Raw genomic sequence first — 13,044 nt, forward strand, 5'->3', positions numbered from 1 at the left:
GGCGTAGAATGCGCGACTGTACTTAGCACCCCTTGGACGTTTCGCCTTTGAATTCCGTGACTGACCGCCCTGCCGCCCTCTCCCTTTCTCGCCCGGCCCGGGTCCGCCTTGAGCTGAAGAATCTGCTCGGCCTGGCCCTGCCGATCATGATCGCGCAACTGGCGACCACCGCCATGGGCTTCGTCGATGCGGTGATGGCCGGCCGGGTTGGGCCACGTGACCTCGCTGCCGTGGCCCTGGGCAACTCGATCTGGGTGCCGGTGTTCCTGCTGATGACCGGCACCTTGCTGGCGACCACACCAAAAGTTGCCCAGCGCTTCGGTGCCGGCACCCACAGTGAAATCGGCCCGATCGTACGTCAGGCGCTGTGGCTGGCACTGGTCGTCGGACTGCTGGCGACCGGCGCGCTGTTCAGCGCCGAACCGATCCTGCACGTCATGAAGGTCGATCCCGAACTGATCGGCCCATGCATGCAATACCTGCATGGCATTGCCAGTGGCTTGCCTGCCGTCGCGTTCTATCATGTGCTGCGCTGTTTCAGTGACGGCCTGGGCCGCACCCGGCCGGCGATGGTGCTGGGCCTGTGCGGCCTGGCCTTGAACATTCCCCTCAATTACATCTTCATCTACGGCCACTTCGGCGTCCCGGCCATGGGCGGCGTTGGCTGCGGTTGGGCCACCGCCATCGTGATGTGGGTGATGGCCCTGGGCATGGCCGGCTGGGAGCGCTGGGCACCGGCCTACCAGTCGAGCCAATTGTTCAGCCGCTTCGACTGGCCGCAATGGTCGGTGATCAAGCGCCTGCTGGGGATCGGCTTGCCGATCGGGATTGCGGTGTTTGCCGAGTCGAGCATCTTCGCCGTGATTGCCCTGCTGATCGGCAGCCTTGGTGCCACTGTGGTCGCAGGACACCAGATCGCCCTGAACTTCAGCTCGCTGGTGTTCATGATCCCCTACTCCCTGGGCATGGCAGTCACCGTTCGGGTCGGCCAGGCCCTGGGCCGTCAGCAACCGCGCGAAGCACGCTTCGCCGCCGGGGTCGGCATGGGCACGGCGCTGGCGTATGCCTGCCTGTCCGCGAGCCTGATGCTGTTGCTGCGCGAGCACATCGCCGCGATCTACACCGCCGATCCAACGGTGATCCAGGTGGCGGCGATGCTGATCGTGTATTCGGCGCTGTTCCAGTTTTCCGATGCGATCCAGGTGACAGCCGCCGGCGCACTGCGTGGTTATCAGGACACGCGGGTGACCATGATCCTGACGCTGTTTGCCTACTGGGGGATCGGCTTGCCGGTGGGTTACGCCCTGGGCTTGACCGACTGGTTCGGCGCACCGAGCGGCCCGAGCGGACTGTGGCAGGGACTGATCGTGGGCTTGAGTTGCGCGGCGCTGATGCTGTCTATTCGCCTGACGCGCAGTGCACGCAAACGGATCCGCATCAGCCATTCGGCGGGTTAAGCGCACAAAAAAGGCCTGCAAATGCAGGCCTTTTTTTGGCTTCTTGTTACCCAGACTTCTTGCGAATCCAGTAGAGGTAGGTGCCTGCCTCTTCATGCTGCGCGATCAGCTCGTGGTCGAGAAAAACGCAGAACTTGGGGATATCGCGACGGGTCGACGGATCGGTGGCGATCACCTTGAGCAGGCCGCCGGGCACCAGGTCACGGATGTGCTGGTGCAGCATCATCACCGGCTCAGGGCAGTTGAGGCCGGTGGCGTCGAGGGTGCCGTCTACCGGCGTATCAAGCATTTCACTCATGATTTACTCCTGAAACTTGCCGGCATTGTCGCGCATAGCCGGGTGTTCGGTCATCGGTATCGTGGCTAGGGGGCTTGTCGGAACGCCACATCGCCCCGTTGGACTACGCAGTAGTCCCATCGCAGTTTTGGACCCATAACAGTTTTGGGGCCGCTTCGCGGCCCAACGGGGGCAAGCCCCCTCGCCACAAAGGCTCTCCCACAGGGAGCCGTGTGAATCAGCGGGATTTGGGCTTCTTCACGTCCAGGCGGCGCAAGTGGCAGGTCACTTCTTCACGGTCGTGATACAGCTGCTTGCAGCCGATCTCGACCCGGATGCCCCGTGCCTTGAAGCCGTCGGCAATCCGTTCCAGCAAGCGTTTCACTTCGGCATAGCGCTGCTTCATCGGCAGCTTCAGGTTGACCACGGCCTCGCGGCAATGCCCATCGCCAATCCACTCTTCCAGCATCGCCGCGTTACGCGCAGGTTTTTCGACGATGTCACAAACCATCCAGTCCACCGGCTGCTTGGGCTTGAAGGTAAAACCATCAGCCATCAAGTGTTGCACCAGCCCGGTGTCCATCAGGCTTTCGGCCATCGGGCCGTTGTCGATGGCGGTCACCAGCATGCCGCGATTGACCAGTTGCCAGGTCCAGCCACCGGGGGCGGCACCCAGGTCGACGCCGGTCATGTCGCCGTGCAGGCGCTCGTCCCACTGATCCCGTGGAATGAAGTGGTGCCAGGCTTCCTCCAGTTTCAGGGTCGAGCGGCTTGGTGCCTCACGGGGAAATTTCAGGCGCGGGATGCCCATCGGCCACATCGCCGAGTTGTTCGACTCGGCCAGGCCCATGAACACTTCACGGCCGCTTTTGAAGGTCAGCAGCAGCCGCGGTTTGTGCGCATCTTCCACCAGTTTGCCGGCGGCCATCAGCGCCTTGCGCAGGTGAACTTCGAACTTCTTGCAGAAGTTCGACAGTTCCTTGCCGTCGTTGGTATCGACCATTTCCAGCCACAGGCTGCCGCACAGCGGGAAGTCCGCCATGTGCGCAAGGATTACACTGATACGGTCGGTTTCCGGCAGATCGATGAAAATCCCCCGGGCCCATTGGCGCGGGAAGATCAGCTCGGCGAAACGCTGACCGCGCATCAGGCGCTCGGCGCCGTCTTCTTCGGTGCAGACAAATTCGGCGCAGGCGCTGGCAGTCTTGGCCTTGGCATACCCGGCCACATTCAGCCGTGCGGCCAGGTCGGAAATCTCGGAACAGACTTCGCCTTCGAAGCCCGGCCGGCAATGCATAAAGAGGGTGTTCATTCTTACTCCTGGGCAGATGGCGATAAATTACGCCGCTGCGCGATGCCCAGACGTTGCGTTGAAGCAAAGCCTGTCACGAAAACCCGCGCATGATAGCCGACTTCGCAACCCCGGACTTGTCGATAGAGTCCAGTTATTAGCCAGCTAATGAAAACAGGGCTAGGTTTAATGCTCTGTCCGTCCCCTCAGTCCGTAGCCGTGCGGACTCAAAGGAGTGATCGTAATGCCGTCCCTCGATAGCCTGAACACCCTTGAAACCCTGCAAGTCGATGACAAGACTTACCACTATTTCAGCCTGCCGCAAGCTGCCAGGAGCCTTGGTGACCTGGACAAGCTGCCGATGTCCTTGAAAGTGCTGCTGGAAAACCTGCTGCGCTGGGAGGACGAAAAAACCGTCACCGGCGCCGACCTCAAAGCCATCGCCGCATGGCTCAAGGAGCGTCGCTCCGACCGCGAGATCCAGTACCGCCCGGCGCGGGTCCTGATGCAAGACTTTACCGGCGTCCCGGCCGTGGTCGATCTGGCCGCCATGCGTGCAGCAATGGCCAAGGCCGGCGGTGATCCGCAGCGCATCAACCCGCTGTCGCCGGTGGACCTGGTGATCGACCACTCGGTGATGGTCGACAAGTTCGCCAGCAGCAGCGCCTTCGAGCAGAACGTTGACATTGAGATGCAGCGCAATGGCGAACGTTATGCCTTTCTGCGCTGGGGCCAGAGCGCCTTCGACAACTTCAGTGTGGTGCCACCGGGCACCGGGATCTGCCACCAGGTCAATCTGGAATACCTCGGCCGCACGGTCTGGACCAAGGACGAGGACGGCCGCACCTATGCCTTCCCCGACACCCTGGTCGGCACCGACTCCCACACCACCATGATCAACGGCCTCGGCGTACTCGGCTGGGGCGTCGGCGGCATCGAAGCGGAAGCGGCCATGCTCGGGCAACCGGTATCGATGCTGATTCCGGAAGTCATCGGCTTCAAGCTCAGCGGCAAACTCAGGGAAGGCATCACGGCCACCGACCTGGTGCTGACTGTTACCCAGATGTTGCGCAAGAAAGGTGTGGTGGGCAAATTCGTCGAATTCTACGGCGACGGCCTTGCCGACCTGCCGCTGGCCGACCGCGCGACCATCGCCAACATGGCGCCGGAATACGGTGCAACCTGCGGTTTCTTCCCGGTGGACGACATCACACTGGAGTACCTGCGTCTGTCCGGCCGCCCAATCGAGACCGTGAAACTGGTCGAGGCCTACAGTAAGGCTCAGGGCCTGTGGCGCCTGCCGGGCAAGGAACCGGTGTTCACCGACAGCCTGGAACTGGACATGGGCAGCGTAGAGGCCAGCCTCGCCGGACCGAAACGCCCGCAGGACCGTGTGGCGCTACCGAATGTCGCACAAGCGTTCAGCGACTTCCTCGGCGTCCAGCTCAAACCCACCAGCAAGGAAGAAGGTCGCCTGGAAAGCGAAGGCGGTGGCGGCGTGGCAGTGGGCAATGCGGACATGGCGGGCGAGGCGGACTACGAATTTGAAGGCCAGACCCACCGGCTGAAAAACGGCGCCGTGGTGATTGCCGCGATCACCTCCTGCACCAACACGTCCAACCCGAGCGTGATGATGGCGGCCGGGCTGGTGGCCAAAAAAGCAGTGGAAAAAGGCCTGCAACGCAAACCCTGGGTGAAAAGCTCCCTGGCCCCGGGCTCGAAAGTGGTCACCGACTACTACAAGGCGGCCGGGCTGACGCAATACCTCGACCAGCTTGGTTTCGCGCTGGTGGGTTACGGCTGTACCACCTGCATCGGCAACTCCGGCCCCCTGTCGGAGCCGATCGAAAAAGCCATCCAGCAAGCCGACCTGACAGTGGCCTCAGTGCTGTCGGGAAACCGCAACTTCGAAGGCCGGGTGCATCCCCTGGTAAAAACCAACTGGCTGGCTTCCCCGCCACTGGTGGTTGCCTATGCGTTGGCGGGCACTGTGCGCATCGACCTCAGCAGCGAGCCGCTGGGTACCGACCAGAACGGCAAGCTGGTTTATTTGCGCGACATATGGCCGAGCAGCCAGGAAATCGCCGAGGCGGTGGCACGCGTCAACACAGCGATGTTCCACAAGGAGTACGCCGAAGTGTTTGCCGGTGACGAGCAGTGGCAGGCGATCGTAGTGCCGCAAGCCGCCACTTACGTCTGGCAGGCGGATTCGACTTACATCCAGCATCCGCCCTTCTTCGATGACATCGGTGGCCCGCCACCAGTGGTCAAGGATGTAGCCGGTGCCCGCGTCCTCGCCCTGCTGGGAGATTCGGTGACCACTGACCATATCTCTCCGGCCGGCAACATCAAGGCCGACAGCCCGGCGGGCCACTATCTGCGCGACAAAGGCGTGGAACCACGGGACTTCAACTCCTACGGCTCCCGGCGCGGCAACCATGAAGTGATGATGCGCGGCACCTTTGCCAACATACGCATTCGTAACGAAATGCTCGGTGGCGAGGAAGGCGGCAACACCTTTTATATTCCCACCATGGAAAAAATGCCGATCTACGATGCCGCCATGCGTTATCAGGCGGCAGGCACACCGCTGGTGGTGATCGCCGGGCAGGAATACGGCACCGGATCGAGCCGCGACTGGGCCGCCAAAGGCACTAACCTGCTCGGTGTAAAGGCAGTCATTGCCGAAAGTTTTGAACGTATCCACCGCTCCAATCTGGTGGGCATGGGCGTGCTGCCGTTGCAGTTCAAGCTGGATCAGAATCGCAAGAGCCTGAACCTGACCGGCAAGGAGACCCTGGATATCCTCGGGTTAAGCGGTGTCGAGCTGACGCCACGAATGAACCTGACGCTGGTCATCAAACGCGTAGATGGCAGCCTCGAGAAAATCGAGGTCCTGTGCCGGATCGATACGCTCAATGAAGTGGAGTACTTCAAGGCGGGAGGGATTTTGCACTACGTGTTGCGTCAGTTGATTGCGTCCTGACCCTGCACTGACACAAACACCGCCTTCGGGCGGTGTTTTTGTTGGGGTGGGCCGCTCTATAATCGCGCCTTTGCTGGGCAAGCGAAGATTCACCAAACCCGGTGAGATCAACTCGACCGCAGTTTTTGACCCAAGGACTTTGAATGATTGCCCTGCCATGGACCTGCCTGACCCTGCTCTCCCTCGGCTATGGCATGGCCCTGGCGTACGGCCATCTCGGCTGGCTGGCGGCGATTTCCGTGGTTTTGCTGTTGGTCGCAGGCTTTGCCGTGCGCCAACAACAACTTCAGTTCGGCCGCTGGCTCGGCCATGGCCTGTTCATCTTTCTGGCCTTGGCCCTGGCGATGCACTGGCTGCCCGGTTTCTACAATGGTCGCGTCATTCCTGCCCAGCGCTTCACCGACAATGCCGTGCCGTTTTCCATGTACCTGAACCTGGACAAACCCCTGATCGGCTTCTGGCTGTTGCTGGCCTGCCCATGGATTATCAGTCGCCGCTCGCTACGACGCGGCTTGTATGCCAGCGCGCTGGCCCTGACCTTGAGCGCCGTGCTGGCTCTGGGTGGCGCGCTGTTGCTGGGCGTCATCGAATGGGCACCAAAATGGCCGGAGCACGCCTGGTTGTGGCTGCTCAACAATCTGTTGCTGGTGACCCTGGTTGAAGAGGCTCTGTTTCGTGGCTATATCCAGGGCGGCCTGACTCGATGCTTTAAAGATTTGGCCTACGGCGAGAACCTCGCCCTGCTTCTTGCATCCCTGCTGTTCGGCCTGGTGCATGCGGGAGCGGGCTGGCATTGGGTGCTGTTGGCGAGTCTGGCGGGAGTCGGCTATGGCCTGGCCTACCGTTTCGGCGGCCTGGCGGCGGCCGTCGCCACTCATTTCGGCTTGAATGTGTTGCACTTCGCACTGTTCACCTATCCGATGCTCGCGAGCTGACGCAAGGGTCGTTTTGCGACGCACCACTGATTTTCGAAAAAAATCTCATTAAATCGCCGAGGTTGCCGATACAGCACTTGAAAGCCTTGCGGACTAATAAACCATGCGTAACAACCAGCCCATTACCCAGCGCGAGCGGACTTTCCCGGCTCAGCAACGGTTGATTTCCACCACTGATGCCAAGGGCGTGATCAGCTACTGCAACGACGCCTTTGTCGAAATCAGCGGCTTCTCCCGGGAAGAACTGATGCGTGCACCGCACAACCTGGTTCGTCATCCCGACGTGCCGGCCGCGGTCTTCACGCACATGTGGGGCACCCTCAAACAAGGCTTGCCATGGATGGGCATTGTCAAGAATCGCTGCAAGAACGGTGACCACTACTGGGTTAACGCCTACGTCACACCGATCTTCGAAGGCAATCAGGTGATCGGTTACGAGTCGGTGCGGGTCAAGCCCACCGCCGAACAGATCCGCCGTGCCGAAGCGCTCTACCAACGCATCAACCAGGGCAAGTCGGCTATTCCTTCCAGCGATAAATGGCTGCCGATCCTGCAAGACTGGCTGCCGTTCATTCTGGTCAGCCAACTGAGCTTCATGATCGGTGCGTCACTCAATTCCCATTGGGGCTTTGCACTGGCTGCCGGCCTTTCGGTGCCATTGGGTTTGCTGGGTTTGAGCTGGCAACAGCGTGGTCTCAAGCGCTTGCTGCACCTGGCCGAACAAACCACCTCCGACCCGCTGATCGCCCGGATGTACACCGACAGCCGTGGCGCCCAGGCGCGCCTGGAGATGTCGATCCTCAGTCAGGAAGCCCGTCTGAAAACTTGCCTGACCCGCCTGCAGGACACCGCCGAACACCTGAACGACCAGGCCAGACAGTCCGACGCCCTGGCGCACAACAGTTCCACCGGCCTTGAGCGTCAACGGGTGGAGACCGAGCAAGTGGCCACCGCCGTCAACCAGATGGCCGCGACCACCCAGGAAGTCGCCAGCCACGTGCAACGCACGGCCGATGCAACGCAGGAAGCCAATCGCCTGACCGGTCGTGGTCGCGAAATTGCCGGGGAAACCCGCGAAGCCATCCAGCGCCTGTCGGTGGTGGTCGGTGAAACTGGCGTGACCGTGACCCAGTTGGCCAAGGACAGCAATGAAATCGGCGGCGTGGTCGACGTGATCAAGGGCATCGCTGACCAGACCAACCTGTTGGCACTGAACGCGGCCATCGAAGCGGCCCGTGCCGGCGAGATGGGACGCGGTTTTGCCGTGGTGGCCGATGAAGTCCGCCAGCTGGCGCAACGCACCAGCGAGTCGACCGGGCAGATTCACGCCCTGATCGCCAAGCTCCAGCAAACCGCCGGCACCGCCGTACAGACCATGGAAGCCGGGCATCGCCAGGCGGAAGAAGGCGTAGCGCGGGTACTGGAAGCGGACCAGGCGCTGGTGGGGATCAGCGAAGCGGTGGCCAACATCACCGACATGACCACCCAGATTGCCGCCGCGACCGAAGAGCAAAGTGCCGTGGCCGAGGAAATCAGCCGCAACATCAGCAACATTTCCGACCTCGCGGACCAGACCTCGGAGCAGGCACAGAACTCGGCGTTGTTGAGTGAAGAGCTGACCAAGACGGCGAACACCCAGTATTCGCTGGTGGAGCGGTTTAACCGCTGATAGGTCTGAAGGGACAAAGAACCCGGATGGCGCAAGCTTCCGGGTTTTTTGTTGTCGCTCTGAAGGGCGTGTCGCCAACACGGAACTCTTCGCCGACAAACCAGCCCCACACATATTGGGGTGTGAATACGATCTACTATCGCATTCAAAATCCCTCCCCCTCACCCCAACCCTCTCCCCCAAGGGGGGCGAGGGGAAAGGGAGCCGATCTTCATGCTGTTCAAAATTTGAGTACGACTCGAGATCCCAGGTCGAGGTAACCCGAGTAATCACCTCGGTCAGTCCCCTCTCCCACAGCAGGAATGGAAAGGGAGCCGATCTCCATGCCATTCAAATCCGGAGTTCAATTCAATATCTCAGGTCGATGTAACCCGAGTAATCGCCTCGGTCAGTCCCCTCTCCCACTGGGAGAGGGCTAGGGTGAGGGCTACACCTGAAGGAACGCAGCAACCCGCCCCGCCGCAGTCGCCAAATGCTGCTCATGACTAAACCCCGAAGCCTTCAACGGCTTCAAATCATGATCCCCCGCCACCAGCCACATCACCTCGATACTTGGCGATAACGAATAACCCCCGACCGCCTCCCGATTGCCCAGCGCATCCCGTTCGCCCTGCACAATCAACGTCCGCGTCTGCAACCCGGCCAGATGCTCGACCCGCGGCTTCTCCGGCTTGCCCACTGCATAAAACGGATACCCCAGGCACACCAGCGCATCAGCGCCCAACTCATCCGCCAGCAAACTGGCCATCCGCCCGCCCATGGACTTGCCGCCAATGGCCAGACGCCCGGCGACATGACGTCGCACCTGGGCATACACCTCGCGCCAGCACTCCAGCAGTTTCGCTGCCGGGTTCGGCGGGCGTTTACCGCCATCGCCACGCCGCTGAGCCATGTAGGGAAACTCGAAGCGCAACACGTTGACGCCATGCGCGGCAAGGCGCGCAGCCATGTCGCTCATCCAGTCACTGTCCATCGGTGCGCCGGCGCCATGGGCGAGAATAAGCGTAGCCGAGGCCGGCGCTGCAGCGGCATTCCACAACCATCCATGATCCCGCACGCACTGCGCCCATTGATCCCCGTCAATACTGGCCTTGTGCTCTTTGTCCATGCTTGCCTCGCTTTTAGTCTGCCTATAACTCCAGGCGAAGGGTGCACTGCATTGCGCGAGCGCGATCACTTCGGCTGAACCGTGGATGGGGAACCATGAACACTTCTATCAGTACCGCCTACAACTACAAGGTGGTCCGCCAATTCGCCATTATGACGGTGGTGTGGGGCATCGTCGGCATGGGGCTCGGAGTTTTTCTCGCCGCCCAGTTGGTCTGGCCCGAACTCAACTTCAATCTGCCATGGACCAGCTTCGGCCGTTTGCGCCCGCTGCACACCAACGCGGTGATCTTCGCGTTCGGCGGTTGCGCGCTGTTCGCCAGTTCATTCTATTCGGTACAGCGCACATGCCAGGCGCAACTGTTCGCGCCAAAAATCGCTGCGTTCTGCTTCTGGGGCTGGCAGCTGGTCATCCTGTTGGCGGCGATCACCCTGCCGCTCGGTTACACCACGTCCAAGGAATACGCCGAGCTGGAATGGCCGATCGATATCCTCATCACCATTGTCTGGGTCGCCTACGCGATCGTGTTCTTCGGCACGATCATGCAGCGCAAGACCAACCACATCTATGTGGGCAACTGGTTCTTCGGCGCGTTCATCGTCACCGTGGCAATCCTGCACATCGTCAACAATATTGAGTTGCCGGTGAGTTTCACCAAGTCTTACTCGGTATACGCCGGTGCCACCGACGCCATGGTGCAATGGTGGTACGGACACAACGCCGTGGGCTTTTTCCTCACTGCCGGTTTCCTCGGGATGATGTATTACTTCGTGCCGAAACAGGCCGAACGCCCGGTGTATTCCTATCGCCTGTCGATCGTGCACTTCTGGGCACTGATCACCCTGTACATCTGGGCAGGTCCCCACCACCTGCACTACACCGCGCTGCCGGACTGGGCGCAATCGCTGGGCATGGTGATGTCGCTGATCCTGCTGGCTCCAAGCTGGGGCGGCATGATCAACGGCATGATGACCCTGTCGGGTGCCTGGCATAAGTTGCGCAGCGACCCGATCCTGCGCTTCCTCGTGGTATCGCTGGCGTTCTACGGCATGTCGACCTTCGAAGGGCCGATGATGGCGATCAAGACCGTCAACGCCCTCTCCCACTACACCGACTGGACCATCGGCCACGTACACGCCGGCGCCTTGGGCTGGGTAGCGATGATTTCCATCGGCGCGCTGTACCACATGATCCCGAAAGTCTTCGGCCGCACGCAGATGCACAGCACCGGCCTGATCAACGCGCACTTCTGGCTCGCGACCATCGGCACTGTGCTGTACATCGCCTCGATGTGGGTCAACGGCATTGCCCAGGGCCTGATGTGGCGTGCGGTGAACGAGGACGGCACGCTGACCTACTCCTTCGTCGAAACCCTGGTGGCCAGCCACCCAGGCTTCGTCGTGCGGCTGGTGGGCGGCGCGATCTTCCTCAGCGGCATGTTCCTGATGGCCTACAACACCTGGCGCACCGTGCGGGCCTCGCAGCCTGCCGACGTCGCCGCTGCCGCGCAGATGGCCTGAGGAGTCCGCCATGAAACACGAAACAATCGAGAAAAACATCGGCCTGATGCTGCTGATGATGATCCTGGCCGTGAGCATCGGCGGCCTGACCCAGATCGTCCCGCTGTTCTTCCAGGACGTGACCAATAAACCGGTGGAAGGCATGAAGCCCTATACCGCGCTGCAACTGGAAGGGCGTGACATCTACATCCGCGAAGGCTGCGTCGGTTGCCACTCGCAGATGATCCGGCCGTTCCGCGCCGAGACCGAACGCTACGGGCATTACTCAGTGGCCGGTGAAAGCGTGTGGGATCACCCGTTCCTGTGGGGTTCCAAACGTACCGGTCCGGACCTGGCCCGGGTCGGCGCTCGCTACTCGGACGACTGGCACCGTGCGCACTTGTACAACCCGCGCAACGTGGTGCCGGAATCGAAGATGCCGGCCTATCCGTGGCTGGTGGCCAATCCGGTCGACAGCAGTCAGACCGCAACCAAGCTCAAAACCATGCGCACCCTCGGCGTGCCGTACACCGACGAGGACATTGCCGGTGCGGCCGAGTCGCTCAAGGGCAAGTCGGAAATGGACGCGTTGGTCGCCTACCTGCAAGTGCTCGGCACTGCGATCAAGAGCAAGAGGTGAGCCATGTTCTTTGAGTTAAGCATTGGAATGATCCGCGGCCTGGGTACGGTCGTGGTGTTCGTGGCCTTCGTCGGCCTGACGCTGTGGGTGTTCAACAGCAAGCGCAATCCGCAGTTCGCCGAAGCGCGCCTGCTGCCATTCGCCGATGAGCCACAACCCGACATCACCCACGATCGCGCAACAAGGAGTACCCGGCCATGACCACCTTCTGGAGTATCTGGATCTGCGTACTGACCATCGGCAGCCTGATCGGCCTGACCTGGCTGTTGATCGCCACCCGCAAGAGCGAAACCAAGGGCAGCGTCGACCAGACCATGGGCCATAGCTTCGATGGCATCGAGGAGTACGACAACCCGTTGCCAAAATGGTGGTTCATGCTGTTCGTCGCCACCCTGGTGTTTGCCGTCGGCTACCTGATCCTCTATCCGGGACTGGGTAACTGGAAAGGCATCCTGCCCGGCTACGAAAACGGCTGGACCGGCGTACATGAATGGGAAAAGGAGATGGACAAGGCTGACGCCAGGTTCGGACCGATCTTCGCCAAATTCGCCGCCATGCCCGTGGAAGAAGTAGCGAAGGACCCACAAGCACTGAAAATGGGCAGTCGCCTGTTTGCGTCCAACTGCTCGGTGTGCCACGGTTCCGATGCCAAGGGTGCCTTCGGCTTTCCCAACCTGGCGGACAGCGACTGGCGCTGGGGCGGCACCGCGGAAACTATCAAGACCACCATCATGGGTGGCCGGGTGGCGGCGATGCCGGCCTGGGGTGAAATCCTCGGCGAAGAGGGCGTGAAGAACGTCGCCGCCTATGTCCGTCATGATCTGGCCGGCCTGCCACTGCCGGCCGACAGCACAGCGGATCTGCAAGCCGGACAGCAGGCGTTCAACAGCACCTGCGTGGCTTGCCACGGGGCAAACGGCCAGGGCACCGAAGCCATGGGCGCACCAAACCTGACGCACCCGGCCGGGTTTATCTACGGTACGAGCCTGGCGCAGCTGCAACAAACCATCCGCCATGGTCGCCAGGGCCATATGCCGGCGCAGAACGAATTGCTCGGCAACGATAAGGTGCAACTGCTTGCAGCCTACGTGTATAGCCTTTCGAGAAGTGATGAGCAGTTGAGCGAAAAGTTTCAAGCTACCAGCAGCAAGTAAAGGCAAAGCAAAAGCCGCAAGTACGGGC

Annotated in this window: 11 protein-coding genes; 8 read left to right on the forward strand and 3 right to left on the reverse strand. The window is 61.1% G+C overall.

From position 1 onward, the window contains the following. Positions 1–47: 47 nt before the first annotated feature. Entirely contained in the window at positions 48–1,457 is a 1,410-nt protein-coding gene (locus AC07OG_RS10530) for an MATE family efflux transporter (protein WP_218424492.1), read from the forward strand. Positions 1,458–1,503: 46 nt separating this feature from the next. On the opposite strand, the gene tusA is transcribed toward AC07OG_RS10530, so the two are convergent. Beyond that, positions 1,504–1,755, reverse strand: a complete 252-nt coding sequence (gene tusA, locus AC07OG_RS10535; protein ID WP_060539761.1) for a sulfurtransferase TusA — start codon at positions 1,753–1,755, stop codon at positions 1,504–1,506. Positions 1,756–1,972: 217 nt separating this feature from the next. Next, entirely contained in the window at positions 1,973–3,046 is a 1,074-nt protein-coding gene (gene rlmM / locus AC07OG_RS10540; RefSeq protein WP_218424493.1) for a 23S rRNA (cytidine(2498)-2'-O)-methyltransferase RlmM, read from the reverse strand. 223 nt (positions 3,047–3,269) lie between these two features. Between rlmM and acnA the strand changes: the two genes are divergently transcribed. From acnA to AC07OG_RS10555, 3 genes are all read left to right on the forward strand, one after another. Beyond that, complete coding sequence (gene acnA / locus AC07OG_RS10545) at positions 3,270–6,011, forward strand: aconitate hydratase AcnA (RefSeq protein WP_495066981.1); 2,742 nt, start codon at positions 3,270–3,272, stop codon at positions 6,009–6,011. A 143-nt stretch (positions 6,012–6,154) separates the two neighbouring features. Further along, positions 6,155–6,946 (forward strand): CPBP family glutamic-type intramembrane protease, encoded by a 792-nt coding sequence (locus tag AC07OG_RS10550; RefSeq protein WP_495066982.1) that lies wholly within the window; start codon positions 6,155–6,157, stop codon positions 6,944–6,946. Between the two features lie 103 nt (positions 6,947–7,049). Beyond that, on the forward strand, positions 7,050–8,615 hold the full coding sequence (locus tag AC07OG_RS10555) for a methyl-accepting chemotaxis protein (RefSeq protein ID WP_060539765.1): 1,566 nt from the start codon (positions 7,050–7,052) through the stop codon (positions 8,613–8,615). 427 nt (positions 8,616–9,042) lie between these two features. Here AC07OG_RS10555 and AC07OG_RS10560 read toward each other — a convergent pair whose 3' ends face one another. Continuing rightward, on the reverse strand, positions 9,043–9,723 hold the full coding sequence (locus tag AC07OG_RS10560) for an alpha/beta family hydrolase (protein WP_495066983.1): 681 nt from the start codon (positions 9,721–9,723) through the stop codon (positions 9,043–9,045). A 95-nt stretch (positions 9,724–9,818) separates the two neighbouring features. Here AC07OG_RS10560 and ccoN point away from each other — a divergent pair, with 95 nt between their 5' ends. Genes ccoN through ccoP form a run of 4 tightly spaced genes read left to right on the forward strand, consistent with a single transcriptional unit; the run spans position 9,819 to position 13,016 of the window. Then, positions 9,819–11,243: a cytochrome-c oxidase, cbb3-type subunit I gene (ccoN, locus tag AC07OG_RS10565; RefSeq protein ID WP_495066984.1), complete on the forward strand. Its 1,425-nt coding sequence runs from the start codon at positions 9,819–9,821 to the stop codon at positions 11,241–11,243. Positions 11,244–11,253: 10 nt separating this feature from the next. Further along, positions 11,254–11,862 (forward strand): cytochrome-c oxidase, cbb3-type subunit II, encoded by a 609-nt coding sequence (gene ccoO / locus AC07OG_RS10570; protein ID WP_218424498.1) that lies wholly within the window; start codon positions 11,254–11,256, stop codon positions 11,860–11,862. Between the two features lie 3 nt (positions 11,863–11,865). Beyond that, positions 11,866–12,063, forward strand: a complete 198-nt coding sequence (locus tag AC07OG_RS10575) for a cbb3-type cytochrome oxidase subunit 3 (protein WP_060539769.1) — start codon at positions 11,866–11,868, stop codon at positions 12,061–12,063. Continuing rightward, the gene (gene ccoP, locus AC07OG_RS10580) at positions 12,060–13,016 is read left to right on the forward strand and encodes a cytochrome-c oxidase, cbb3-type subunit III (RefSeq protein WP_495066985.1); all 957 of its coding nucleotides are present in this window, start codon (positions 12,060–12,062) and stop codon (positions 13,014–13,016) included. Before AC07OG_RS10575 ends, ccoP begins: the two co-directional genes overlap by 4 nt. The last annotated feature ends 28 nt before the right edge of the window (positions 13,017–13,044 follow it).

This window comes from Pseudomonas sp. GW821-FHT09H03 (assembly GCF_059415945.1).

What these genes read in the sequence shown, in the direction of transcription:
- ccoN (WP_495066984.1), top strand. Translation starts at nt 9,819, where the DNA reads ATGAACACTTCTATCAGTACCGCCTACAACTACAAGGTGGTCCGCCAA.
- ccoP (WP_495066985.1), top strand. Translation starts at nt 12,060, where the DNA reads ATGACCACCTTCTGGAGTATCTGGATCTGCGTACTGACCATCGGCAGC.
- AC07OG_RS10550 (WP_495066982.1), top strand. Translation starts at nt 6,155, where the DNA reads ATGATTGCCCTGCCATGGACCTGCCTGACCCTGCTCTCCCTCGGCTAT.
- tusA (WP_060539761.1), bottom strand. Translation starts at nt 1,755, where the DNA reads ATGAGTGAAATGCTTGATACGCCGGTAGACGGCACCCTCGACGCCACC.
- acnA (WP_495066981.1), top strand. Translation starts at nt 3,270, where the DNA reads ATGCCGTCCCTCGATAGCCTGAACACCCTTGAAACCCTGCAAGTCGAT.
- rlmM (WP_218424493.1), bottom strand. Translation starts at nt 3,046, where the DNA reads ATGAACACCCTCTTTATGCATTGCCGGCCGGGCTTCGAAGGCGAAGTC.
- AC07OG_RS10575 (WP_060539769.1), top strand. Translation starts at nt 11,866, where the DNA reads ATGTTCTTTGAGTTAAGCATTGGAATGATCCGCGGCCTGGGTACGGTC.
- AC07OG_RS10555 (WP_060539765.1), top strand. Translation starts at nt 7,050, where the DNA reads ATGCGTAACAACCAGCCCATTACCCAGCGCGAGCGGACTTTCCCGGCT.
- AC07OG_RS10560 (WP_495066983.1), bottom strand. Translation starts at nt 9,723, where the DNA reads ATGGACAAAGAGCACAAGGCCAGTATTGACGGGGATCAATGGGCGCAG.
- ccoO (WP_218424498.1), top strand. Translation starts at nt 11,254, where the DNA reads ATGAAACACGAAACAATCGAGAAAAACATCGGCCTGATGCTGCTGATG.